General features: G+C 40.7%; 24 protein-coding genes and 1 CRISPR repeat array. Of the genes, 1 reads left to right on the forward strand and 23 read right to left on the reverse strand.

The window, feature by feature from the left end; translation table 11 throughout:
- Positions 1-16 precede the first annotated feature (16 nt).
- The 3 genes from rsmH to lgt form a co-directional block, all read right to left on the reverse strand.
- On the reverse strand, positions 17-952 hold the full coding sequence (gene rsmH / locus CI597_RS00880) for a 16S rRNA (cytosine(1402)-N(4))-methyltransferase RsmH (RefSeq protein WP_024726762.1): 936 nt from the start codon (positions 950-952) through the stop codon (positions 17-19).
- Between the two features lie 16 nt (positions 953-968).
- Entirely contained in the window at positions 969-1,400 is a 432-nt protein-coding gene (gene mraZ / locus CI597_RS00885; RefSeq protein ID WP_024726761.1) for a division/cell wall cluster transcriptional repressor MraZ, read from the reverse strand.
- Positions 1,401-1,595: 195 nt separating this feature from the next.
- Positions 1,596-2,477 carry a prolipoprotein diacylglyceryl transferase gene (gene lgt / locus CI597_RS00890; RefSeq protein ID WP_024726760.1) on the reverse strand — a complete coding sequence of 294 codons (882 nt, stop codon included), beginning with the start codon at positions 2,475-2,477 and terminating at the stop codon, positions 1,596-1,598.
- 143 nt (positions 2,478-2,620) lie between these two features.
- Here lgt and ychF point away from each other — a divergent pair, with 143 nt between their 5' ends.
- Positions 2,621-3,718: a redox-regulated ATPase YchF gene (gene ychF / locus CI597_RS00895; protein ID WP_024726759.1), complete on the forward strand. Its 1,098-nt coding sequence runs from the start codon at positions 2,621-2,623 to the stop codon at positions 3,716-3,718.
- A 308-nt stretch (positions 3,719-4,026) separates the two neighbouring features.
- Here ychF and CI597_RS00900 read toward each other — a convergent pair whose 3' ends face one another.
- The 20 genes from CI597_RS00900 to CI597_RS00995 all read right to left on the reverse strand — a co-directional run bounded on the left by CI597_RS00900 (position 4,027) and on the right by CI597_RS00995 (position 25,811).
- The gene (locus tag CI597_RS00900; RefSeq protein ID WP_024726758.1) at positions 4,027-5,292 is read right to left on the reverse strand and encodes an SH3 domain-containing C40 family peptidase; all 1,266 of its coding nucleotides are present in this window, start codon (positions 5,290-5,292) and stop codon (positions 4,027-4,029) included.
- A gap of 174 nt (positions 5,293-5,466) precedes the next feature.
- On the reverse strand, positions 5,467-6,681 hold the full coding sequence (locus CI597_RS00905; protein WP_024726757.1) for an LL-diaminopimelate aminotransferase: 1,215 nt from the start codon (positions 6,679-6,681) through the stop codon (positions 5,467-5,469).
- 34 nt (positions 6,682-6,715) lie between these two features.
- Positions 6,716-7,273 carry an ANTAR domain-containing response regulator gene (locus CI597_RS00910; protein WP_051405181.1) on the reverse strand — a complete coding sequence of 186 codons (558 nt, stop codon included), beginning with the start codon at positions 7,271-7,273 and terminating at the stop codon, positions 6,716-6,718.
- A 33-nt stretch (positions 7,274-7,306) separates the two neighbouring features.
- The gene (locus tag CI597_RS00915; RefSeq protein ID WP_024726755.1) at positions 7,307-8,638 is read right to left on the reverse strand and encodes a glutamine synthetase family protein; all 1,332 of its coding nucleotides are present in this window, start codon (positions 8,636-8,638) and stop codon (positions 7,307-7,309) included.
- Positions 8,639-8,810: 172 nt separating this feature from the next.
- Positions 8,811-12,011 (reverse strand): carbamoyl-phosphate synthase large subunit, encoded by a 3,201-nt coding sequence (gene carB / locus CI597_RS00920; protein ID WP_024726754.1) that lies wholly within the window; start codon positions 12,009-12,011, stop codon positions 8,811-8,813.
- Positions 12,004-13,083, reverse strand: a complete 1,080-nt coding sequence (locus tag CI597_RS00925) for a carbamoyl phosphate synthase small subunit (RefSeq protein WP_024726753.1) — start codon at positions 13,081-13,083, stop codon at positions 12,004-12,006. Before CI597_RS00925 ends, carB begins: the two co-directional genes overlap by 8 nt.
- Positions 13,084-13,264: 181 nt before the next feature.
- Positions 13,265-13,870 carry an epoxyqueuosine reductase QueH gene (locus tag CI597_RS00930; RefSeq protein ID WP_034548907.1) on the reverse strand — a complete coding sequence of 202 codons (606 nt, stop codon included), beginning with the start codon at positions 13,868-13,870 and terminating at the stop codon, positions 13,265-13,267.
- 155 nt (positions 13,871-14,025) lie between these two features.
- Positions 14,026-14,337 (reverse strand): YbjQ family protein, encoded by a 312-nt coding sequence (locus CI597_RS00935; RefSeq protein WP_024726751.1) that lies wholly within the window; start codon positions 14,335-14,337, stop codon positions 14,026-14,028.
- Complete coding sequence (locus tag CI597_RS00940) at positions 14,318-14,539, reverse strand: hypothetical protein (RefSeq protein WP_024726750.1); 222 nt, start codon at positions 14,537-14,539, stop codon at positions 14,318-14,320. Before CI597_RS00940 ends, CI597_RS00935 begins: the two co-directional genes overlap by 20 nt.
- A gap of 115 nt (positions 14,540-14,654) precedes the next feature.
- A complete protein-coding gene (gene cmr5, locus CI597_RS00945) occupies positions 14,655-15,119 on the reverse strand; it encodes a type III-B CRISPR module-associated protein Cmr5 (RefSeq protein ID WP_024726749.1) in 465 nt (154 codons plus the stop codon).
- Positions 15,085-15,957 carry a CRISPR-associated protein gene (locus CI597_RS00950; RefSeq protein ID WP_235824513.1) on the reverse strand — a complete coding sequence of 291 codons (873 nt, stop codon included), beginning with the start codon at positions 15,955-15,957 and terminating at the stop codon, positions 15,085-15,087. The genes cmr5 and CI597_RS00950 overlap by 35 nt, the downstream gene beginning before the upstream one ends.
- A gap of 19 nt (positions 15,958-15,976) precedes the next feature.
- Positions 15,977-17,269, reverse strand: coding sequence for a hypothetical protein (locus CI597_RS00955; RefSeq protein ID WP_024726747.1), 1,293 nt, complete (start codon positions 17,267-17,269; stop codon positions 15,977-15,979).
- On the reverse strand, positions 17,262-18,350 hold the full coding sequence (cmr3, locus tag CI597_RS00960) for a type III-B CRISPR module-associated protein Cmr3 (protein ID WP_024726746.1): 1,089 nt from the start codon (positions 18,348-18,350) through the stop codon (positions 17,262-17,264). The genes CI597_RS00955 and cmr3 overlap by 8 nt, the downstream gene beginning before the upstream one ends.
- Positions 18,351-18,360: 10 nt before the next feature.
- A complete protein-coding gene (locus CI597_RS00965; protein WP_024726745.1) occupies positions 18,361-19,758 on the reverse strand; it encodes a Cas10/Cmr2 second palm domain-containing protein in 1,398 nt (465 codons plus the stop codon).
- A gap of 2 nt (positions 19,759-19,760) precedes the next feature.
- Complete coding sequence (cmr1, locus tag CI597_RS00970) at positions 19,761-20,570, reverse strand: type III-B CRISPR module RAMP protein Cmr1 (RefSeq protein WP_024726744.1); 810 nt, start codon at positions 20,568-20,570, stop codon at positions 19,761-19,763.
- The gene (gene cmr6, locus CI597_RS00975) at positions 20,545-21,624 is read right to left on the reverse strand and encodes a type III-B CRISPR module RAMP protein Cmr6 (protein WP_024726743.1); all 1,080 of its coding nucleotides are present in this window, start codon (positions 21,622-21,624) and stop codon (positions 20,545-20,547) included. Before cmr6 ends, cmr1 begins: the two co-directional genes overlap by 26 nt.
- Before the next feature lies 1 nt (position 21,625).
- Complete coding sequence (gene cmr4 / locus CI597_RS00980; protein ID WP_095142857.1) at positions 21,626-22,525, reverse strand: type III-B CRISPR module RAMP protein Cmr4; 900 nt, start codon at positions 22,523-22,525, stop codon at positions 21,626-21,628.
- 470 nt (positions 22,526-22,995) lie between these two features.
- Positions 22,996-23,602: a CRISPR direct-repeat array (repeat unit 30 nt; unit sequence ATTTCAATACATCTAATGTTTTTATTTATC).
- Between the two features lie 410 nt (positions 23,603-24,012).
- Positions 24,013-24,303, reverse strand: coding sequence for a CRISPR-associated endonuclease Cas2 (gene cas2, locus CI597_RS00985; RefSeq protein WP_024726742.1), 291 nt, complete (start codon positions 24,301-24,303; stop codon positions 24,013-24,015).
- Entirely contained in the window at positions 24,304-25,302 is a 999-nt protein-coding gene (cas1b, locus tag CI597_RS00990; RefSeq protein WP_024726741.1) for a type I-B CRISPR-associated endonuclease Cas1b, read from the reverse strand.
- A gap of 11 nt (positions 25,303-25,313) precedes the next feature.
- Positions 25,314-25,811 (reverse strand): CRISPR-associated protein Cas4, encoded by a 498-nt coding sequence (locus CI597_RS00995; RefSeq protein WP_024726740.1) that lies wholly within the window; start codon positions 25,809-25,811, stop codon positions 25,314-25,316.
- Between the last annotated feature and the right edge of the window lie 8 nt (positions 25,812-25,819).

The raw sequence follows: 25,819 nt of genomic DNA on the forward strand, positions 1-25,819 counted from the left end.
GCTGTTCTCCCCCTCACTATTTTCTCTCAAACACTCTTAATTTTGAACTTTTTGCTCTTTTGTTCCTCATAAGTTCTTCTTCGGTCGGTAAAATTGGCTTTCTTGTAATAACCTTACCCTTCGATTCATTTCCACAGGTACAAATCGGAAAATTCGGTGGACAGGTACACGGTTTTTCATTTTTTCTGAATGCCCGTTTCACAATTCTGTCTTCCAAAGAATGAAAGGTAATGATACACAGTCTTCCTTCGGGGTTTAACAGCTCGATCATCTGGTCAAGGCTTGTCTTTAAGACTTCCAGCTCCCGGTTACATTCAATCCGGATGGCCTGAAATGTCCTCTTTGCAGGATGTCCTCCCACAGCCCTCACCTTCATCGGTATTGCATGTTTGATCACCTCAATAAGCTGTCCTGTTGTCTCAATCGGTGCTTTCTCTCTCTCTGCTGCAATATGTTTGGCAATATTTTTAGCAAACTTGTCCTCTCCATAATCGCGGATAATATGAAACAACTCCTGTTCACTGTATCCATTGACTATGTCTCTTGCAGAAAAAGTCTGCCTCTGATCCATCCTCATATCCAGCGGTACGTCCTCGCGGTATGTGAATCCCCTGTCCTTCTCATCCAGCTGAAAAGAGGAAACGCCAAGATCCAGAAGAATTCCGTCCACACGGGATATCCCCAGATCCTTCAGCACTTTCGGCATATTCACATAGTTATCTCTTACAATCGTAACTTTATCCTGAAACGGAGCAAGCCGTTTGGTGCTTGCCCTGATCGCATCCTCGTCCTGGTCAATGCCAATATATCGTCCCTTTTCAGAGAGCCTGTTAAGAACATGAAAGGCATGTCCGCCTCCTCCAAGAGTCCCATCCACGTAGATACCGTCCGGTTTTATCTTTAGTTCCCTTATTGTTTCATCCAACAACACAGATGCATGTTCAAAATCCATTTGTCTTTCCTTCCATTCAGATATTCAAACCTAGTTCCTGCATGCTCTGGGCAATATCGTCCATATCGTCATAAGCATTATTTTCAAGCCATTGTTCTTTGCTCCATACCTCAATACGGTCCAGCATGCCCGTAAGAACTACTTCCTTATCCATCTGTGCAAATTCACGCAGTGTGCCCGGCACCAGGATTCTGCCCTGCTTGTCCAATTCACAAGTGGATGCTCCGGCCAAAAAGAATCTCGAAAACTTCCGTGCATTCTTATCGATCAGCGGCAGGTTTCTTAATTTTTCCTCAAAAGCCTCCCACTCTTTCATAGGGAACACGAATAGGCATCCATCCAATCCCTTTGTAAGAACAAACTCATTGCCCAGTGCTTCTCTGAACTTTGAGGGGATTATCAGTCTGCCTTTAGCATCGATTGTGTGATTGTATTCGCCCATGAACATGGTAATCACCTGCCGTTTCCCAAACCGGGTGCGCTCCACCTGATGATCAGTTGTGACACTTTGTGGTCTTTTCTACCCACTATCCACCACTTCTCACCACTACTGTCTCCATTCTAATGGATTGTCCACAAAAAATCAAGAAATAAAAAAACTGTCCACAGAATTTTTTCTGTGAACAGTTTCTTTTCCACACTTTTATTGTTTCCGTTTTCTCCACTTACAGAGAAGGACGAGCAGTGCCCCAACAGCCAAAAGTACCGCAACTACCTGGGATACGGCGATTTGTGTCCCTGGGATCAGAAGCTGGTCTGTCCGAAGACCCTCGATCCAGAATCGTCCAATCCCATATCCCATGGCATAAATTACCAGCATCTGGCCGTCAAATTTTTTGTGCCTGGACATGATGACAATGATGATCAGCAGTGCCAGATTCCACAGTCCTTCATATAAGAACGTAGGGTGTACCTGAATATAGGTGTTCATATGGCTTCCGCTTCCCACAAACACAGCCTGGTCATACAGCCCGGCATCCACAATCTCCGAAAGTCTTCCGTGTTTTACGAAATAGTCTGTGGGGATCTGCATAGCCAAAGGCCCATTGGTAAAGCCGCCGAACGCTTCCCTGTTGAAAAAGTTCCCCCACCGGCCCAGGATCTGGCCGATCAGCAGCCCCGGCACCGCAATATCCGCCAGTTTGAAAAATTCTATTTTCTTCACTCTGCAGAAGATTACCATCACAATAACCGAAGCGATAATCCCTCCATAAATGGCAAGGCCTCCGCTCCTGGTATTCAGTATCTCCGTCAGATGATCTTTGTAGTAATCCCAGGAAAAAATAACATAGTAAAGTCTTGCCCCAATGATAGCAGGAATCATCACCGCGATGATGAAATCAAAGACCAGCTCCGGATTAACTCCGTTTTTCTTAGCCATCCTGGCCGCCGCCAGCATCCCCAGCAGAAAACCCAGTGCAATGACCATACCGTAATATTTAATCTCAAATCCTCCGATACTGATGCCCTCTCCCACATGTTTGAACACAATACCCAAAAATGGAAACCGGATTTCATTTTCCATATTCGCATTACTCCTTTCCGTCGTTTCATCTTATCCCATTTTTCTTTTCTTTTCAAGGTTCTTATGGTAGACTTGTTGTATCAATGTCCTTGGATCACAGGACTATATTTACGCAAAGACATTAAGAAAGGAATCAATACACAATGAAATTAGGAATCGTAGGACTGCCAAATGTAGGTAAGAGTACTTTGTTTAATTCTCTCACGAAAGCGGGTGCCGAGTCTGCCAACTATCCGTTCTGCACCATCGACCCGAACGTAGGGATCGTTACCGTGCCGGATAAAAGGCTGGACGTGCTGTCCGAGATGTATCACTCAAAAAAAGTCATTCCCGCAGTTATCGAGTTTGTAGACATCGCAGGTCTCGTCAAGGGAGCTTCCAAAGGTGAGGGCCTCGGCAACCAGTTTCTGGCCAATATCCGTGAGGTCGATGCCATTGTCCATGTAGTCCGTTGCTTTGAAGATGAAAACATCGTCCATGTAGACGGTTCAGTCAGCCCGCTTCGGGATATCGAAACCATCAATTTTGAGCTGATTTTTTCCGACATCGAAGTTCTTGACAGAAGAATTGCCAAGTCAAAAAAAGGTTCCCGAAATGACAAGTCCCTCGCCCAGGAAGTAGAACTTCTGGAGCGGGTAAAAGCCCATCTTGAAGACGGAAAACTGGCCAAGACATTCGTGACCGATGATGAAGAAGAACAGGAAATCCTGAATTCCTGCAATCTCTTAACGATCAAGCCTGTGATTTTTGCCGCCAATGTCTGTGAGGATGATCTCATGGATGATGCCGCATCCAACGAGTTTGTAAATGAAGTGAGAACTTATGCAAAAGATGTAGATGCTGGTGTTTTCGTAATCTGTGCCCAGATTGAACAGGAAATCGCAGAACTGGACGACGAAGAACGAAAAGAATTTTTAGAGGATCTGGGCCTTAAAGAGTCAGGCCTTGATAAACTGATCTCTGCCAGCTATTCACTGCTTGGCCTGATCAGTTATCTGACATCCGGGGAAGACGAGACGAGGGCCTGGACGATTACAAAAGGAACAAAAGCACCCCAGGCGGCCGGAAAGATCCATACTGATTTCGAGCGGGGCTTCATCCGCGCCGAGGTGGTTTCCTATGATGATCTGGTTGAAAATGGAAGCATCGCGGCAGCCAGAGAAAAAGGACTGGTGAGACAGGAAGGGAAAGAATACGTCGTACAGGACGGAGACGTGATTGTGTTTAAGTTTAATGTGTGACATTTTGACCTGTTTTCCGGCTTGCTGTCTCAGAGATGTAAGATTTTCTAACTTTCAGCAAAGTCTCTCCGGCGGCCCGTTCGGAACTCGCTGACGCTCAAACAGCCTCACTGTGCTTCGCACACCGCCTCCGAGCCTTTTCTGAAAGAAGAAAAACTAACATCTCTTCGAATGCAAGGCCTCCAAACCGGTCAAAATGGACATAATATTTACTGGATGGTTCCATTTGCTTTTTACAGAGAAACCGCCGTGGTTCACATTTGTGAACCGCGGCGGTTTCTTGGTATATGTAAATAATCTTCTCTCACTTAGTTGATGATGCGCACTGCTTTGCACGGTGTCCGGTATCCCATACTGGATACTTTGATGCCTCCCCTTGGATATGGGGCGGAATTGCTCGCGTGGACTACCTGACCGTTTCCAATGTACATGGTCACATGATTGATCCGGCCTCCCCGTTTATAGAACAGCAGATCTCCGGGTTTGACGCTGCTGATGGAGATGGTGCGTCCATCGTTTGCCTGGGAATAGGATGTTCTGCTGATGTTATAACCAAAATGACCGAGCACCTGCTGAGTAAATCCGGAACAGTCCGTGCCGTTTGTCAGGCTGTTTCCGCCGTAGCGGTACTTATTCCCCACAAACTTCAGAGCATAATTTACAACCTGCCGGCGGGTAGTTCCTGAGGAACTGCTCCCACTCTCCTGAGAAGAGGAATCCTGCCTTTCGCTCTCGGTTGTTCTCTCTGTACTCGCAGTACTCTTTGCTGTCTTTGTATTTTTTACCGTTGACTTTGCACTGGTATAGTAATACCCAATACTGACATAATCTTTTGCCAGATAGCCTTTGTCCCCGTCTGCCTTCACATTGACCCACTCTGCAGATTCTCCGAGGACTTTGTAGCTGTCATCTCTGGAGACCAGTGTCAAAACTTTTGCTTTGGTAGACTGTTTCTGTCTGACCTTCAGTGTATCTACTTTCACCACTGCTTTTTTCGGAAAATTATGTTCCTTTGCGTAACTGTGAATATTGCTTCCCCAGATCAGATACTCGTTCTTCACATAACCGGTCACTTTTCCGGAACGGATCCTGCTCCATTCTTTTCCCTTTTTTAATACTGTGCCGATGTTTCCTTTTTTGAACTTTCCAACCACAGGACTGGAAATACTCTTTTTCTTTCTGATATTCAGTACAGACCGCACGTTGGGTGTTGCCTTTCCCCTGTAAAATGAAGCAGAAAATTCAGGCTCTTTTGTCTTTTTCTGTACCGCAGCCGTCACCGGCTGTTTTGCTGTCACCTTTTGTTTTGCGGAAGTCGCTGCCGGCTGCTTTTTAACTTCTGTAATATGCTGTGTCTTTGTCGTCTTCTTCACTGCCGCCGTAGCCGAGGCTGCTTTTACATTTTTCTTTGGTGCTGAACTGTCTGACTCTGTGTACTGTTCCATAGCTGCCGCAGATCCCGCAAGACCGGTCTGGTACTGATCGCCTTTGGCGTCTGCGAATGTAGAAACTCCGAGAATGAATGCCAGTGACAGTCCGGCTGCCATCGTTCCCTTTGCTATCTTATGCTTCATATCCCTCTGTGTCTCCCTCTCCTTCCTGCGTATTGTGAACTTATTATAACATTATTAAAATTAACTTAACACATTCTGTGTAAAATGTCAATGAATCGTCATATTTTGACAAAACTCTGTGTCAGGAACTTTAAAAGGACCATGCCGGCAAAGGCATGGTCCTGCAAAATACATTTATATATTTTTAATCCGTTCAATGGCTTTCACCGTATTCTCGTAATTTCCAAATGCCGTGAGCCGGAAATAGCCTTCCCCGCTCGGTCCGAATCCTGATCCCGGTGTTCCCACCACATTCGCCTGCTCCAGCAGGTGGTCAAAGAAATCCCAGGAAGACATTCCCTCCGGAGTCTTTAACCAGATATATGGTGCGTTGACTCCGCCGGACACGGTATATCCCGCTTCTTTTAATCCCTCAAAGATGACTTTTGCATTATTCATATAGTAGCCGACCTGTTCTTTCAGCTGGGCTTTTCCCTGCTCTGTATAAACAGCCGCTCCCGCTTTCTGAACAATATATGGTGCACCGTTATATTTTGTTCCGTGGCGTCTTGCCCATAAATCATGGAGTTTTACGTCTCCGCATTTCAGATCCTTCGGAACCACCGCATATCCCAGGCGCACACCGGTAAAGCCTGCATTTTTAGAAAAACTCTTTAACTCAATGGCACAGTTCCGTGCTCCTTCACACTCATAGATGGTGTGGGCCACATTATCTTCTGAAATATATGCCTCATATGCCGCATCATAAATGATGACCGCTCCGTTTTTGTTGGCATAATCCACCCAGCCCTGAAGCTGGTCTTTTGTGATCGTAGAACCAGTCGGGTTATTTGGGAAACACAGATAAATAATATCCGGCACTTCCTCAGGAAATTCCGGCGCGAAATTATTCTCTGCCGTACACGGCATATAGATCACATCGCTCCATGTCTCACTCTTTGGGTCATAGGTACCCGTTCTGCCTGCCATGACATTGGTGTCTACATAGACCGGGTAAACAGGATCGCAGACAGCGATTTTATTATCCTGTGCAAAGATCTCCTGGATATTTCCCGAGTCACACTTTGCTCCGTCGCTGACAAAGATCTCGTCCGCCTCAATCTGCGCGCCCCGTGACCTGTAATCACCTTCCATGATAGCATTTCTTAAAAATTCATATCCAAGGTCCGGTGCATAGCCATGAAAGGTCTCCGCTGCCGCCATCTCATCCACTGCGCCGTGAAGCGCCTCGATGATCGACGGAGCCAGCGGCTGTGTCACATCCCCGATCCCCAGACGGATAAGCTCTTTGTTCGGATTGGCTTCCTGGTATGCATTGACCTTTTTGGCAATGGTTGAAAACAAATAACTTCCTGGTAATTTTAAATAATTTTCGTTAATCTTAAACATGATGTCCTCCTAATAATTTACTATAAAAGTCCGTTTAGTATCTATATGAATCCCGGATCATCTTAGCCATTTCAATCAGTCCCACACCGCTGTTCATGCTGCGGCGCTGAATATACTCGTGGGCTTCCTGTTCTGAGATCCGGTTGTTTTTCATCAGCAGTTCCTTCGTTTCTTCGATGATCTCCAGCTCTTCCCTCGTACGCTGTCTCGGCCTGTGCCGTTTTTTCTTCTGAGCGTTGCACAGAGCGTCCGCCATTTCCCGTACTTTTTCCATCAGAAACGGGGGCTTTAAAGGCATTGGCAGATACTCCATCCCCTGGATATCCAAAAATTCCAGACTCGCCTGTGGAGCTAAAACAATCATCCTGAATCCGTCAGGGAGATATTCTCTCAGTTCACTGCAGACCATGTCCGCAAACTTATATCCGCAGACGATCAGCCCGTCTTCCAGGCTTTCGGCCCGCTGCATGATCTGGGCGCCTGTGACACAGGCAGCCGTCACTTCAAATCCGTTTCTCACAAGCAGGTTGCGGATACTCCTTGCCTGCTCCTGTTTCGGGAAAAGAACAAAAATATGAACCAAGCTTCCCACCTCCCCGTATGAATGACGCCTGCCTTCTGCCTGTCAAATCTTGTACAAATATTCATCTATTTCCCACTGAGAGACATTTTTCTGATAGGATTCCCATTCTCCCTGTTTTGCATCCAGATACCGGTCAAAAATATGATGTCCGAGCACCTCTTTCATGAACTCACTGTCCTTGAACAGGTCCATTGCCTCCTTCATATCCCTTGGAAGGGCCCCGATACCGGCTTTTAATTTTGCCTTCTCTGTAACTTCGTATTGATTCTTTGTAGATGCCTTTCCGGGCTGCAGCTTATTTTCAAGGCCGTCGATCCCTGCCGCGAGGCTCACTGCAAGCGCAAGGTAAGGATTGGCCGCAGAATCCGGGCTTCTGAATTCCAGACGTGTTCCGCTTCCTCTGGCCGTCGGCACACGAATCAGCGGACTTCTGTTTGCCGGAGACCAGGAAATATCCACCGGAGCCTCATATCCCGGCACGATGCGCTTATAGGAATTCACCAATGGATTTGTGATCAGCGACATCTCCGGCGCATGCTTCATCAGGCCTGCCATAAAGTGGTACGCCTCATCGCTGAGCCCCAGTTCGCCTCTGGAGTCTGCGAACATATTCTGGCCTTCGCTCCAAAGAGACATATTAAGGTGCATTCCGGAACCATCCACACCGGAGATCGGCTTCGGCATAAAGCTCGCATACAGCCCATGCCGTTTTGCAATGTACTTTACTACAAATTTAAAGGTGAGGATATTGTCCGCAGTACGGAGTGCATTGTCGTATTTAAAATCAATCTCATGCTGAGCCGGAGCCACCTCATGGTGAGAGGCTTCGATCTCAAATCCCATATTCTCCAGGTTCAGGATCATATCTCTTCTGGCCGCCTCACCAAGATCCAGCGGCGCCACATCAAAATAGCCTGCTTTTTCATGAGTCAGCGTCGTGGGACAGCCTTCCTCGTCCGTGTGGAACAAAAAGAATTCACACTCCGGCCCTACATTGAAATTATATCCAAGCTTCTTGCTCTTCCTGAGCACTTTCTTCAGGATATAGCGGGAATCCCCGATGAATGGAAGTCCGTCCTGTCCGTACACGTCACAGACCAGTCTCGCGACTTTTCCGCTCTGGGAATGCCATGGAAATATGAGAAAGCTGTCCAGATCAGGGTACAGATACATGTCGGATTCTTCTATCCGCACAAAACCGTCCACTGAAGACCCGTCAAACATACACTTATTATCCAATGCTTTTTCCAGCTGTCTTGCAGTGATTGCCACATTTTTAAGCGTCCCGAACACATCGGAAAACTGCAGCCGGATAAACTGTACGTCATTTTCCCTGACCAGATCTATGATGTCCTGCTTGGTATATCGGTCCATATCATCACTCCTCTTTTCTTTTTTAATATCTGACTTAAAATTACAGCCAGCGGTTAAGATAATTCTATCAAGTTACATTTTTATTGTCAATCAGGGCAGAGGGAACACCGTCCTCCTGTAATACTGAAAAAAGGGGTACCTTTAATAGACTTAAAGGTACCCCGTTGTACGTTTAAATTTGTGCAATGTCCACAACTGATAAATTGTCTCTGCTTCCTGATTCCAGGCTGGTGAGCAGTGCATCTGCCGTATCCAGACTGGTCAGACAAGTCACACCGGTTTCAATCGCATAACGGCGGATCAGGAATCCGTCCCTGCTGCGCCCTACTCCCTGAGAAGGTGTATCTATGATTAAATCTATTTTATCATCTAAAATCAAATCAAGCAAGTTCGGAGATTCTTCTTCCAGCTTGTTGATCGGATGGGCAGGCACTCCGTTTTCATTCAGCACTCTGCACGTGCTCCTTGTGGAGAAAATTTCGTATCCAAGATCCACGAATCTTCTTCCGATATCCACCGCATCGATTTTATCTGAATCCTTCACCGTGAGAATCATCTTCTTGTACTTCGGAAGGTTAATTCCCGCTCCGAGGAACGCCTTATACAATGCCTCATTGTAGTTTTTGGAAACTCCCAGACATTCTCCGGTGGATTTCATTTCCGGCCCTAAGCTGACTTCCGCGCCCCTCAGTTTTTCAAAGGAGAACACCGGTTTTTTAATCGCATAATATTCAGACTCTTCCTGGAGTCCCGGCTTATATTCCAGATTCCTGATCTTGGCTCCGGCGATCACTTTGGCAGCCAGATCTACGATCGGAATTCCGGTTACCTTGCTGATGTAAGGTACCGTACGGCTGGAACGAGGATTTACCTCGATGACATAAACCTCCTCATCACAGACAATAAACTGGATATTGATCAGGCCGACTACATTCAATGATTTCGCCAGCTTCCTTGTATACTCTGCGATCACCCGTTTCACCTTATCACTCAGGTTGATCGTCGGGTAGACGGAAATACTGTCTCCGGAATGAATTCCGGCACGCTCGATATGTTCCATGATACCAGGAATGATGATCTCTTCCCCGTCACATACGGCATCCACTTCCACTTCTCTTCCGACCAAATATTTGTCGATCAGGATCGGATGCTCCTGGGTCTGGCGGTTGATGATCTCGATAAAGGATACAATATCTTCATCGGAAACAGCAATCTGCATTCCCTGTCCTCCAAGAACATAGGACGGCCTTACAAGAACCGGATAACCCAGGTCATGTGCTGCGTTCAGCGCCTCCTCGCATGTAAACACGGTCGTTCCCTTTGGTCTTGGGATACAGCACTCTTCCAGAATTTCATCGAACAGCTCTCTGTCTTCGGCCGCATCTACATTTTCTGCACTTGTCCCGAGGATCGGAACTCCCATCTCCATCAGAGCCTGTGTCAGCTTAATCGCAGTCTGTCCTCCGAACTGCACTACGGCTCCGTCCGGTTTTTCCAGATCCACGATACTCTCCACATCCTCGGCTGTCAGCGGTTCAAAGTAAAGCTTATCTGCCACATCAAAGTCCGTGGAAACCGTCTCCGGATTGTTATTGACGATGATGGTTTCATACCCTACGTCTCTTAATGCCCATACGCTGTGCACAGAACAGTAGTCGAACTCGATTCCCTGTCCGATACGGATCGGTCCGGAGCCCAGTACCATGACTTTTTTCTTCTTGCTCAGCTCTTCTACTTCGTTTTCACTTCCGTATACAGAATAATAGTAAGGAGTGCTCGCCTCAAATTCAGCTGCGCATGTGTCTACCATCTTATAAGCCGCATGAAGACCAAACTGGTTTCTCAGCTGCTTGATCTCTTTTGCAGTTTTCCCTGTCAGCTTTCCGATAACAGAATCCGGGAACTCCAAGCGCTTTGCCTCTGCCAGCAGTTCTCTATCCAATTCCCCTGCTTCTTTCAATTTCTTTTCCATCTCTACCAGAACGGCAATCTTATCTAAGAACCAGCGGTCGATCTTTGTGATATTGAAAATAGTATTGTAATCAAATCCTCTGCGGATTGCCTCTGCGATCACATAGATCCTCATGTCGTCGATCTTTTCTAATTCCTTTGTCAGTTCTTCATCTGACATGTCCCCGTAGCTGCCAAAGATCAGGCTGTCTACATTTTGTTCCAGAGAACGGATGGCCTTCATCAGGGCACCCTCGAAGTTGTCGCAGATACTCATGACTTCTCCGGTAGCTTTCATCTGAGTCGTCAAAGTTCTCTTTGCATGAATGAATTTATCAAACGGAAGACGCGGCATTTTTACAACGCAGTAATCCAGCATCGGCTCGAAGCTTGCATAAGTCTTTCCTGTGATGGCATTTGGAATTTCATCCAGATTATATCCGATGGCGATCTTTGCCGTCACCTTTGCGATCGGATATCCCGTAGCCTTGGACGCCAGCGCAGAAGAGCGGCTGACACGAGGGTTTACCTCGATGACACAATATTCAAAACTGTCCGGATTCAGCGCAAACTGTACGTTGCACCCGCCGTTTACCTTAAGTTCTGTGATAATGTTCAGCGCAGAAGTACGCAGCATCTGGTATTCTTTGTCCCCTAAGGTCTGGGAAGGAGCCACTACGATGCTGTCTCCGGTATGAACGCCGACCGGATCGATATTTTCCATGTTACATACAGTGATGCAGGTTCCGCTTGCATCGCGCATCACTTCATATTCGACTTCTTTCCATCCGCCGATGTAGCGCTCTACCAGAACTTCCCCGACACGGCTCAGTCTGAGACCGTTTTCCAGGATCACTTCTAATTCTTCTCTGTCATGGGCGATTCCTCCGCCGCTTCCCCCTAAAGTATAGGCCGGACGGCAGACGACCGGATACCCGATCTCTTCGGCAAACTCAGCACCCGCTGGGATGTCTGTGACAACTTTTCCTGCCGCGATAGGCTCGCCGATCTTTTCCATCGTATCTTTAAATTCCTGGCGATCCTCAGCCTTTCTGATCGTAGTGGAGGAAGTACCGATCAGGCGCACTCCGCTCTTTTCAAGAAACCCTTTTTCTTCCAGCTCCATCGCCAGATTCAGCGCAGCCTGTCCTCCCAATGTCGGGAGAATACTGTCCGGTTTTTCCTTTTCTACGATCTTTTCCACGACCTCTGCAGTCAGGGGTTCAATGTAGACTTTATCTGCAATATCCTTATCGGTCATGATGGTAGCCGGATTAGAGTTCACCAAAACAACCTCGATTCCCTCTTCCTGAAGGGCACGGCAGGCCTGGGTTCCTGCATAGTCAAACTCTGCTGCCTGTCCGATGACGATTGGTCCGGATCCAATGACTAATACTTTCTTAATACTTTCAATCCTAGGCATTTTTTGCTCCTTTCATCATTTCAATAAATTCATCAAACAAGTAAGCGGTATCTACCGGCCCCGGGCTGGCCTCCGGATGGAACTGTACGGTGCGGACATTTTTCCCCTTATACCGGAGTCCCTCAATACTCTTGTCATTGACGTTGATAAATGAAACTTCTGCCAGATTCTTTGGTACACTCTCTTTTTTGATCACATATCCATGGTTCTGGGAAGAAATATAAACGCGGCCAGTAGCCAGGTCTTTTACCGGGTGATTGCCGCCCCGGTGCCCGAAACGCATCTTTCTCGTATCTGCTCCGTTTGCCAGAGCCATCAGCTGATGCCCCAGACAGATCGCAAAGATCGGCACATCACTGTCATATAATTTTTTTATTTCTTTTATAATGGACACACATTCTTTCGGATCTCCAGGCCCGTTGGATAACATAATCCCGTCCGGCTGATCCCCGAGGATTTCTTCTGCCGCTGTAAATGCCGGATAAACGGTCACATCACATCCTCTTTTGTTGAGAGAATTTGCAATGTTGCTCTTTGTACCCAGATCTAACAGGGCAACTTTCAGTCCGTCTCCCGGAAAATGTTCTTTTTCTTTTCTTGATACGGTCTTAACCGCGTCTTTTACCTGATATCCTTTTAATTTTGGAAGGAGCTCATCCAGATCAAAGTCCGGATTAGTTGTGATCATGCCTCCCATACAGCCTTCTTCTCTCAAAATTTTTGTAATCGCTCTCGTATCCACTCCCTGGATTCCAGGAATATCATTAGCGATCAGATAACTTTCCAAATCCTGTTCACTTCTGAAGTTACTTGCGGTTCTTGATAATTCTCTTACAATAAAAGCCGAATGCCATGGCTTTACGGATTCCGCATCCTCAAGACATACACCGTAGTTACCGATCAGCGGATATGTCATGACGACTCCCTGTCCCTGATAGGACGGGTCCGTAAGCACCTCCAGGTAGCCTGTCATCGATGTATTGAATACAACTTCGCAGATGACTTCTTTCCTGGCGCCGAAACTTTTTCCTTTAAACACTTGCCCATCTTCCAAAATCAAAAATGCGTCCATGAATCTGTTTCCTCCTTAAAAATGTGCATAAAAAAAATATATCCAAAAATAAAAATCACGAATCCAAGCATTGATGCCAGACGCAGTTCAATGCAATATGTGGTATTATTTTAGATATATCTCTCTACAAATTGTAAAAATTTTATCACAAATAAAAACCTTTTGCAAGGGTTTTTGACAATTATTTTTTGTTTTTCGAAAAAACACACCCGCAAAACCTTTGTCGGTACAAGTCAAACTTTTGTGATAATTCCACAGAGCGTTTATAACCGTTTTTCTTTTTAAAATCGGACGGCAGAAACCTCACCTGGTACTGCGCCTCTAATTGCTGACCGATTTCATTGAGCCATTGGGCATTTTTCAGTGGGCTGATGGTAAGGGTCGTGGTAAAATAGTCACTTCCCAATTCTCCTGCCTTTTTCGCCGCCTCAGTAAGTCTCAGCCGATAGCACCGAAGACATCTCTTCCCGCCCTCCGGCTCTCTTTCATATCCTTTGACTGCCTGATAGAACTCTTCCGGACGAAACTCTTCCTTTATAAAAGATACTTTATCCGGAAGTTCCATCTCTGAGATCAGACGCTCCTGCTCCTTGGCTCTTTTTTCGTATTCTTCTTTGGAGTCAATGTTAGGGTTATAATAATATACTGTGATTTGAAAATACTTCGAGAGATATTCCAAAACATAACTGCTGCACGGGGCACAGCAGCTGTGCAGCAAAAGAGAAGGCCTCTTTCCCTGAAGCCCTTCTATGATACCGTCTAACTTTTTCTGATAATTTTCCTTCATCTTTTTCACTCCTGTGTATTATTATACACGAAAACAGCAGGATTTCAATTTATCAAAGTTGAAAATTGTACAAAGAGGACAAGTTTAATATTTTCCTCAGCAACAAAAAAACAGCATTGCCATCTGAATTACACCAGAACCGGCAATGCCATTGTTTATTTAAATTTAACTGCTGTGCCGTAGGCCATAATCTCGGCAGCACCCGACATGATTTCCGTTGATGCATAGCGGACACATACAACTGCATCTGCCCCTAATGCTTCTGCCTCCTCTACCATACGTTTTGTGGCAAGCGCCCTGGCTTCGTTCATCATCTCTGTATAGGCTTTCAGTTCACCGCCAACCAAATGTTTAAACCCCTGAGTAATATCTCTTCCTACATTTTTGGTCTGAATGGTATTGCCTTTGACCATTCCTAATGCTTCGAAATCTTTTCCCGGTATTGCTTCAGTAGTTACTAAGATCATCTTCCTCACCACTCCTTACTTCCTTAATGCGTTCAACGAGTACGAAAACGGAGACACCCGCCAGACAAAGCGGAATCAGACCGATCAGCAGACGGAGAACGACAGATAATGGAATGAGTACAAAAATCAGTCCAAAGTAAAATAATAAAAATGCGATTGTGAAAACCGTCACAATGATTGGGGCAATCAGCTTTTTCAGCATAAAGAATGCGTCTCCTTTTGTATTAATTTTATAATACAATAATATAATATTTTTATTATAGTGTCAATTAGAAAATTTTATCCAAATTAATGACGAATCATTATTTTTCAAATTCTTATTCATCATTTTGTGTACAGCTTATTGTTGTAATGTCTCTTTTTACTTCCATTTCAGCATGTCTCTTTAACCAAACAAAATATTTAATTATCTCCCTGGATATCATCATATATTCTTTTTGACTAACTTCATCGATTATGTAGGTAAATGCGTTGTCCGCCTCTTTTGGAATTGAAAAGACAAATGAAATCCATTTCATTGATTGCTCAAATATTTTCTGTTCTATTGAAGACGTCCCTTTTCCTTTTAAAAAAGCAAAAGTAGTGATAAATCCATTATCCCTCATAAGAACTGGAAGTTTTCTGCAGATGGTTCTTAATTGCTCTTTTTTGCTTTTTATACTTTCCTGTACTTTTGGATCTCCAAGATCTTTTGATTCCTCAATATGTTCTATGAGGTCGTTGATTGCATTATAGGAAGCCAATGCCCTACGACGATTTAGATCTACAAAGTGGTTTTCCATTCTTTACTTCCTCCCTTTTCATTTCACTGATTGTCACACTTCCTTTTCCAGTATTAAGATTTCTTCCAATCTGATATACTTTACCTTCTTTTTCATTCGTTTCAATCCATCTAGAAATTTGAGGAAGCACAGGTGCTTTTACTGGTCTGACAAGATCCTTGAATTCACAAATAAATCCATACAAAATACTTCCTTCCGGCAAATATTCTTCTGTAAACAGTGCCTGATTTTCGAGTCTGTTGCGAGTAATAATCTCTGTATGATATCTAGTAAAATATCTAAAATCTTTATCAGATACGATTCCAATATGTTTGATCACTGTTTGGGAAAGTCCAAGCTTTCTTAAAAGATCCTTTATCACATTATCTTTATAGTTAACAGCCTGTAATTTATATCCTCCAATCCATTCTGTATCATCGTGATGAGACCACTGACATATCACACCATCTACAACCCGCCTTTTCAGTCCCTTCAATTCTTGGGAAACATCATCACATTCATATTCGTTCCATGAAATTTCTAAAAAGAATTGTTCTAAACAGTTTACACTTGTTAAAAGCCTGTAAATCCCATGTGACGATTGAACCGAAAAAAACAGCAGCCTTAAATCTGAAAAAGAAAGTTTTGCCTGCTCCGGTGATTTATTTTGAATTATTTTTTTTAGCTTACCGTCCATTTTATAGAGCAGACTTCCTTTGAACGTCCCTGCATCTATTTTAGGGAAATCATCATTTCTTTGGATATTGCAGTCCGCTCTAAAATCTCCTTCGCCTGACCCTGCACAAACTGGCGTATTTGCTATACACCAAACTGCATTTGCTCTGTTTTTAATGCTCATAATATTCACCCCCTTTTTCTCACAGTGCATCTTTGAACAAATCCTTTAAATCCTCTTTAAGAGTATCCAAATGAAAAACTTCCAATCCGGCCCGGCGTGCAGATGAATATGCCTTTATTATATTTTCATATCCATCAGACTTTACACCTTCTACTGCTTCACGCTTGCTCAGTGGTGTTATCAATATAGGTTTTCCATATACACCGCCTAGCGCATAAGCTGTATACTCCCGTGACTTTGCGTTTTCTGCTGACATAAACCCAGATTTACATTCAAAAACAACTGTTTGTCCTGATCTCAGCAATAAGACAAGATCCAATTCACAAAATTTTTCTTTCCCATTCCAATCATTTTTGTATACTTTTACACTATGGGATAAACTCTGAAAAAAATCTGCATCTGGCTTTGATATTTCTTGTACCGCATTCCAAATCACTGCTGCCGCCATATATTCCAGAAAATATCCAAAAAGATAATTGCTTCTATTATTTAACGACTCTTTTATTATCTCAATATCATCAGTTACTTTACCCTTATGGTTTATACCGTCAAGCAATTTAAAAAACTCATTTGCATTATTTTCTTTCTTATTCCACTTATTTGACTCGATTAACTTTTTCCGTACTTCTTCATTTACTTCATATAGTTTGGAATAAAAATTAGAATAAGCCTTCAGCAGATTTAAAAAATCTCCTTCGTTTTTTCCTTCATGAATAAATACAGCATCACTGATATCCGTTTCGTATCCTGCCAGACGAAACAGGTTGTGTAAATCTATTGTATCGCTTCTATAACTATTGTTTACAGCTCCAAATTTCCACTCATTTGTATCATAATAGCCAACAGTAATCTTCTGGGTATTTCCCTCTAAGTACATAACTGTATGATTTGAACTTGTATCGGCATTATCCTCTATATATTTCATTGCGGTAAATAATATATTTCTCTGTCCTCCCGTGACATTCCAAATAAAGTTTTTATTTTTTTTGTCCTCAATACAATTTTCAATTTTTCTAATATAATCTTCACACTTAAATCTTCTAGGCAATTTTATATCATCAGAGTCAATCCATGGCCTTTCCTCATATCTGTGGTGATAAACTGAAGAAAAATTTTCGTCCCACATCTTATTTGAAAATCGTTTATTTTCCCCGTCTTCATAAGTTAAATTTATAATTTCTAAAGATTTATTTTCCCTATTTTTTAAATTTTCTACCGGCAGATAGTTTACAATTTGATTTAGTGTAGAACACATGACATATACATCGCATTTTTCCTGAGCTTGTCTCCATCTATTTTCAAAATCAGTCATAGACAGCCTCCTCATTTCCCAGTATAAAACTTCCAAATCCTCGATGCTTTTGAACAATTACATCCGACAGTATCTCCGATAATAATTTTTTGTTTTGTTCATTCGTATTAGATTTAAATTGGGTGCTTTTTAACAGATATAAACTTCCTTCTGGGATGACTTTTTTCAATTCTTTGGGCTTATTCTTTGCCATATCCCATCCTCCGGCTGTCTCTGGTTTTCCTATAATCTTTGACAAGACCGAAATTCCTTTTTCTTTTAATACACTCTCCAGACTTTTCTCATTCTTCATAATAAACGGTGTGGTAAAGATTAATTTTAAGTTTTCACTGCTGCTTTTCTTTTTGTTATATTCTCTAACATCTTTATGATACTCGTCCAATGACCCCAAAAATAATTCTAGCCTGGCCATCCTGGCCTCTCCCCCTAATAAAATATTCGCTCTAAATCCCTTTGATATTTCATCATGCATCTCTGCCTCGATAAGAAAGCAAGTATTCTTATATGTATAATCTCTCATTGTTGTAAAATATAGATGTTCTTTTTTTGCTATCTTCTTATTATCTTCCAATTCTATTCCTGTCTTTTGATATTCACCTGCAAACTCTTGTTGATTTTTTAAATAAATTTCTTCTTTTTCAGATATATCATAGCAAGTCATAAATTCATATAAACTGATATATTTTCCCGAAGCTGGTTTGACTTTTTCTTGAAGCTGAGGATTCGTATAAAGCAATCCCTTTTGAAAATTACTATCCCGTATGTCACCATCCTCATTTACCATAAGATCTCTTGGAGCAGGAAGATAAATTTCATTCTCCATCTCTAAATATATCTGTCTGATTTTTAAATTCTCTTTTAAAACATCTTCCAGTATTGTCGTATTTCTTTCTATAAGAGTTTTATGAACCTCATTCAAATATCCATTTTCCATCAAACTCGTGCATATTGCACCATAAAAAACAGAGGGATACGGAAAAAATCTGCTTTCTACATAATTAGAAGTTTTTTTATCCAATAAAGTCCCATCCCGAAACATAACTGTATCCCACGGTTCTATTTTTACTGTAATGATCCCCATCCCATTCCTCCTATTTTTCACTGAAAGATGCTAATTTCTCTGCTATATGCATCAGATCAAAATAAGCATTAAAGTCTATGCAAAATCCATCTTTGGCTTCTTTTGTAACATCATTTCTAAGATTAATTAACAAATCAGTTAATTCTTGTTTTTCCTCAGAGCTCTTTCCCTCGCTTTTCCTTGCCACAATCCTTTTTGTCTCATTATTCATGATGAATCTTAAATCTGTATATTCATCCACACCAAAGTTTTCTCCCCAGCCCATGAATTCCTCTTCCATTTGAAAAATAACACTTCTTGAAAACTGATGCCTGCAAAACGCGGAAATCAGGCTGTAAAAATGATTCTGCATTCTATCGCCTTTTACAAAAATCATTCTTGAACCACTGCCTCTATATAAAACAGAGAAACAGCATCCCCCTTTTCCGTCTTTTCTATAATGTTGTTTTACTTGTTGCATGCTCTCTCTGGACTTTTTCAGAACATATCGAAGCGGCTCCTTGCAGTGTGCAACTATAATACTTTTAGAAAATGTCATCCCTGAATCACACATTTCAATCCAGTCTGACTCTAGCTTCTTTGTAATATCCTCTATACAAAAAACAGGACAAAAAAAGAGCATGTCATCTCCCCCGGCATAGATCACAGCGTTCTCGTTCTCTGTTACTTTTTTCACCTCTTGGTTAATGAACTCTTTCTCTTTTATGAAAAATTCATTTGCTGCCCGACTTATTTTTTTCTGATAATTATGTAATTCTTCATCCCTCTCCCATCCTTTTTCCCCTGAGATGTACATCCCCATATCATCGATATCAATTCGTACTAGTGCGTAATATAGAGAACCAAAGTTCTCTGTTGATGGAAATGCAATGCGTTTTCCTTCTTTTCTTTTGTTACGGCATTCGTTGCACAAATACTCTTCATCAACTAGAGCGTCAGCTAACCGAATTCCACAAATACTACAAATATGGGATGTCACTTGTTCTTCAGATTCTTGTTTCGGCAAAAATGCGTTCAGCCTATTATTTTTATACGCTTGAAATTTTCGGTACAAAAATTTATATGTCTCCTGATAATTCTCTTTCATAGAACATACGGTAATAAAACATGGCAGATCTTCAGAACATCTCTCTCCTTCTTTCATCAATACATCTAAAATCTGTTTTTCTACTTCTTCAGAAGTTTTGTCTGTCTGTAATTTAGCAATAAAAAAATTCGGAGGATCTCCGACAACACCCTCACCCAGCAATAATTCGCAGGATTCAAACTCTCTTTGAATTCTTTTTTTAATCCATAAAATCTGCTTAATGACTCTCTGACTGCTTCCGTAAAGATCTGCAGTCTTTTTGGCACGACTAATGTATTCTTGAACACCGCTGACTGATACCAACAGTAACTTTTCTCCCATAATTACCCCTCTATTAAATACTTAATGTATGTTTGACAATAATTCCTGACAAAATTGTTATATCTCTTTACTCTAAATTCACTGACTATCGGTATTACTTTTGAATCTTCGCTGCCATAACAAGATGCATTTAATAAATATTCTTTTGTATTGGCCGTCTCATGGATACATTTCTTTACATCTTTATAGAATTTCTTCAATTTTCTTTCTCTGCCAATCCTAATCTTTTCCAGACATAAATAGTTAGGGTCGTTACAATTAAAAATAATATTTTGCCCTTTATTTAACTGTTTTATATGGTCTTCACCAGTAATACTGATGATTAATTGCTTCAGTATCTCAATTATATCTTTTTCTTTTGGTGCAGCATCATTATTTTCAATAACCTTAAAGGCTCCATACCCCTTCCGGCTTCTTTGTCCGATTCCTCCAAGATAAGAGGTCAGTTTTAAAATTTGCAAGTATTTATCTAATTTCTCAGAGTCATGGGAAAGCAACTCAATTTCAATCACTTCTCCTTCCTCGAAGAAATCTACAGTTCCCCCTTTTCCTAAATTAACGGATTGCGCATTTGGTCTATCAAATTTATATTGACGTATGCTGACCGGAGCCTTTCTACCTAAACTTCCAAACAACGCTGATTCTTTACGATACAACTCTTCTGCGGAATCAAAGCACTGTACAGCTCTCCACCAAAATCTCATGGCAGACTTTAACTCTGTAATACGAAATTCTAATTCCTTTTTATTAGCACCATGTGTCCCCATAGCCGTTATTAATTCTAACTTAATTCTTTTTTTCAAGATAGCCATAACCAACCGCCCCTTTTGCCCCAAAATTACATACTTGAATACACTCAAGAAATGCTTTTTCTATATCATCTTTATCCCTATTGTCTTTTCCAATTATCATTTGTATCGTCATATCTTTAATTTCTACTGCATAGAAATTTACCAAATTTGGTTTTTGTAGTGTTGGAAAATTCATTTTTTTCCCAGTTTGTGATTGCTGATAATAATTACCATATTGATTAGAAATGATATCCTTTTTGATTGTGTATTGATCCGGGGTAGCCGTTAAAAATATAATTTGTCCTTCATTGTCTTCATCGCCAAACCAATTTTTGATTTTTGCTTCAGATATGTGCCCATCTTGTTCACAAAAGGAACGGAAGACTCCTTTGATTGCTGTCGCTGGCAGCTCAGGGATACCATATAAAAAATTCATATGAAAATATAACTCTTTCTTGATTGTTTGACCTGTCCCAATCAGCATTCTGCTTTCTCCAAATCTTTGCAAAGGAAAGTTTAAAGTATGCCATTTTTCTTTTGAATATATTGACTGTATTTTATTTTTTTTATGATGAATATACTCTTTAGGTATATTAGGAGTTCTGACAATCAAATCTTTTTTGGAACTAGTAAAATAATAATGTAGATATGGATTTTGAATATCCAAAAGCTCTTGCTCTGTATGCTCAATTCTAGTCATGTATTCTTTCCCTTTTAGTTGGTCATTACATTTTTTATTGGCATTATTGCTTTCAGGATGAACAGACATCAAGATTGCAGTTTTACATAATTTCATTGTATCTCTTACACACTCAGCATAGCTTTCGTTATCAGCGGGAAATTTACATTGATCTTTATTCATCCCTCCTTCACCAAACAAATAATAGTATATGAACTGGAAAATATGTCTCTCAGAATCATTTTCTGACCTCTTTGTAAACAAAAACTCCATCGTATAATCCAGTCCAAATTTATAGACATAAGCTGGTATTTTTTTGAGGAGATTTATATCCGAACTACTAAATTCTTTCATGCAGTCCATTATATAAGTCAAACATTCCTTTTCTGTTTTCAACTTACTTACCCTCCTCTGTCTTAATCGCCACGAAAGAAGTAATTCCCTTTCCTATTGTCGTATCTCCGCCAAGTTGAATCATTCCCTCAACTCTAGGGTATTTGTTTGATTCTGCTTCCTTTATTTCTTTCCCCTGTTCCTCCAATATTGTCTTAGCAAAAGAATTTTTATCACAGTTCTGCATATCTTCTACAAAATTATATAGTACAGTCTGTTCCGGCAAAAATTCTTCTGTAAACAGTCCGCCATCCTGTACGACTCCGCTATCTCCAATTTTAATTCGGGTAATCACCTCTGTACTGAATTCACAAAAATAGGAAAACATATCATTGCTGACCATGTAAATATCATTTTGTATTTTATTTCTTAGATACTTATCTTTCTCTGAAACGATAAAATCCGAAGGAAATTTTAATTTCTTATTTTCCTGAACTTGAAATTCAAAATCTTCCAGTATTTTTTTGTCTCCTGGATCTTCATTTTTACCTATCATAATTATTTTATTATCATCAAGTGTTTCTTCCCATTCTCTGAACTTGTTTGTTAGGTTCTCAAACCTTTTAGATCCATCAATCTCATTTAGAAACCTATTTAAAACAAATGGGCAGGTCACCCATACAAATAACTCTTTACCACTACTTTTTACAGGAAGAAAGAGGATTCTGGCGTCTGTAAAGCAAATCTTTCCTGGCTCTCCCTGATCCGAATCACTATCGCTCTCTTTACCAAAATAGTCTTTATATTCACTGATACTTCTAAAATTCCCTTTGATACTCGATGCCTCTCCCTTAGGAAATCCAGTGTGCTTTTCTCTTTGTATAGGAAGGTCAACAACCCCTAATTCAGTTCCTGTTCCCATATGTAAAGGTGTTTCATTTCGATAAAATACTAGAAATCTCATAATCAATACTCAGCGTTGTTATAATAGCTGTTTCTCCTTTTTGTTTAATATTTACATTTTCGTTTCATACAAATACATTTCTACATTACTAAGAATTAAGTTATAAATACTATGCCCGATTTTTGTTGAACTGACTCTCATCCCCCTTATTAACAAAAGGAAAAGACAGAAATTGTATATTTACAACTTCTGTCTAATTATTTCTATGCAAAACATGCTTATAAGAACAGCTATAGTCAGCTATTCTAATGAATTTGCTATTCTTTTTCTTATCCCATTTTGAAACGGATTGGTCCCCATATCTATGAAAGACATTTTTGTTCATCATATCTATATTATAATCCCTAAATCCTCAACCATTCTATCTACTATTTTACTACAATCATCCTGTTTTTTCAACAAATTCCAGAAAAAATCCTTCACTTATATCTTAAAGATAAAAATGTAAAAAATTTTATGTAAGAGAGGAGATTTCAATACATCTAATGTTTTTATTTATCAACACTAAAAAGTAGTTGACAAAAGTACATCAATAATTTCAATACATCTAATGTTTTTATTTATCGCTGTGTTGGGTTTCCGTCACCGTCGCTAATAATTTCAATACATCTAATGTTTTTATTTATCCAGACTTTATATTAGGTATAAATCTAACTAAAAAATTTCAATACATCTAATGTTTTTATTTATCCCGGAGCAGATCACAAGGTTGATATGCAAAGACTATTTCAATACATCTAATGTTTTTATTTATCGAAAGAAAACTGGAAGTAGCGCAGGACTATATAAAATTTCAATACATCTAATGTTTTTATTTATCAGGGCTAAGTCTGTATATTCCCCAATCTTATATTTATTTCAATACATCTAATGTTTTTATTTATCTTGATCCGGTCAAACCTTGCCATCTCCTCATCCGATTTCAATACATCTAATGTTTTTATTTATCCCACCGAAGGAAGAGGTCACAGAAATTCAATATCAATTTCAATACATCTAATGTTTTTATTTATCGAATAGAGGGAAGCAGCATCTGAGCAAAATAAGATTTCAATACATCTAATGTTTTTATTTATCCAACGCTTTTAAGCCATTTCTATTTTTTATCATACCCTATAAACCCTTATTTTTCAACATTTTTTAAATATTTTCCCAACCTCCGCCCTGAAATTTCAATTTTCTCCCATATGTCCTCCTAACCCGCATAAAATCACGCTTTTTTCAGTTTTAATATAAATATGGTTGGGAAACGACCTTCCTTATTGTGGAATTAAAACCATTCTCAAGACTAGTTTAATAGCATCCTCAACAGCTCGATCCACCGATCTTCTCATATATTATACCTTTCAGACAGACTAGTTCATTTCCACATCAAACCTAATCTTCATTGGAGTGAACTAGTCTGCCAAGCAAAAAACAGCTTTTCAAAAACTTTTTGTTGTTCGATAAATACCTGTTAAAAACTGATGAAAGTTAATGAAAAATCTTCACAGTATCAAACTTTCTCCCACATTATCTTCCGGATTACCCAAGATCTCCTCCCCAAATACATTATCATTCATCAGCTTAATAATGCAGACAAAATCCTCATCTTCATCCAATACTTTTTTAAGATCATTCCTGAGCCTAATCAGTTTAGAAGGGGACATTTCTCCCCGGAATACAGATTTTTGAAAATGGGTCAGATACTTTTTACAGACTTTAAACACCTTCTGCACTCGTTTTTCATTTACATCGTAAAATACAAAAGCATAGTTGTAATTCATCTTCTTTTTCATCTACATCTTCTCCTTCAGACTAAATGGCCGGAATTCCTTATCCTCCCAAATAAATTTAATCAGCTTATAGCAATCCAATTTAATGGCAGTTCGATACGTTACCTTTCGTTTTAATTTCGGATGCTGGAATGCAGTTTCCATTCGCTTCTCAAATGCTTCAATGAATATTTTTCTTCCATCTTCATTTAAGAGACAATAGTTTACTCTCTTATCAAAATGCTTCTCTACTTTCAGCTGCTTTCGATTCACCAGATCAAAAATAGTCCGATATACAATAACAGGTTTGAACACTTCACACATATCAAGACTCAGCGAAAACCTTCCTTCTGACGGCTCATGCAGGAAACTGATTCTCTGATCCAGATGTGTCCGGTAAATAGCCGAGATTGTCTTCGCATACAAAAGAGTATTTCCAAAGGAAATCAAGGCATTGATAGGATTGTCCGGCGGACGTTTTACTCTTTTGTTCATAACAAAATCTTCTGGAAGAAAGCTTTTAAAATCTTGATAAAACCTCTGCCATGCTTCCCCTTCCGCTGACATCAGCTGTTTAATATCTGACGCTTCATTTACCTGTCTGATGAATTCATCTCCAAGCCAATCAATCGTTGTCTTCACTTCATCATTGCCGTGCTTATAATAATGATATAAAACCTCCCTGATATTTTCTCCGATTCCGCATACAATAGCCCTTGCAATTTCTATCCGCTTTGTCTGATGAGCCTCTGCCTGTTTCATTAAGAGCCTGCCGCTCATATATTGGGGCTTCGGATAAAATGTACCGCTGTATCCCTCATAGTAGTTAAAAAAATGTACAACCACATGATTCTGTGATAAAAAGTCTAAGAGTTTTGAATTCATAGATACCTCATTAAGGCAGTAAATTTCTTTTGTATTTTCAATGGGTATGTAAATATTCTTTCCGTCTTTTCTGAAACATAAGGAATTATCTTTTCGTGTCAATTCTCCCATGGATGTAATATATTTTGTACTTCCCATACCTTCTCCTCCTACTCGATATAACAGTACTCATAGTACGCACATTTTTTACACTTTGGCTTTCCTAACACACCCGGTACATGATCACTTTCCAGCAATTCTTTGATCCTTTCCTCATACAACCGCAATTCTTCTTCCAGTTCCGGAGTCAGCTCCACAACCTCAATCTTCTTTTCTTTTTTGTTTTTTTCAACAAATTCAAGTTTTCCTTTTCTGATAATCCCGTTTCTTTTCAGCACTTTTAAATAGTATAAAATCTGCCATCTTGCCGCTTCCGGGTCGGCATCAGACTTTTTGATCTCTGTCAGATATTCTTTTGTCAAACGGTCCAGCTTAATGTTTTCAATCGCCAGTTCTGTATTTTTTCCCTGCTCTGCTTTCTGCTCATGAATCGCCTTTCCGATCTTAACCTCCTCACTGTTATCCTCCAGATTCATCCGGTTTCCAAACAAATAGCACTGCCGTTTACAGTGAAAATAATAATTGATTAACGTCCCATTGATCTCCATATGCTTTC

The sequence above is a fragment of the Anaerostipes hominis (ex Lee et al. 2021) genome (genome assembly GCF_002270485.1).
Taxonomy (GTDB): domain Bacteria; phylum Bacillota; class Clostridia; order Lachnospirales; family Lachnospiraceae; genus Anaerostipes; species Anaerostipes hominis.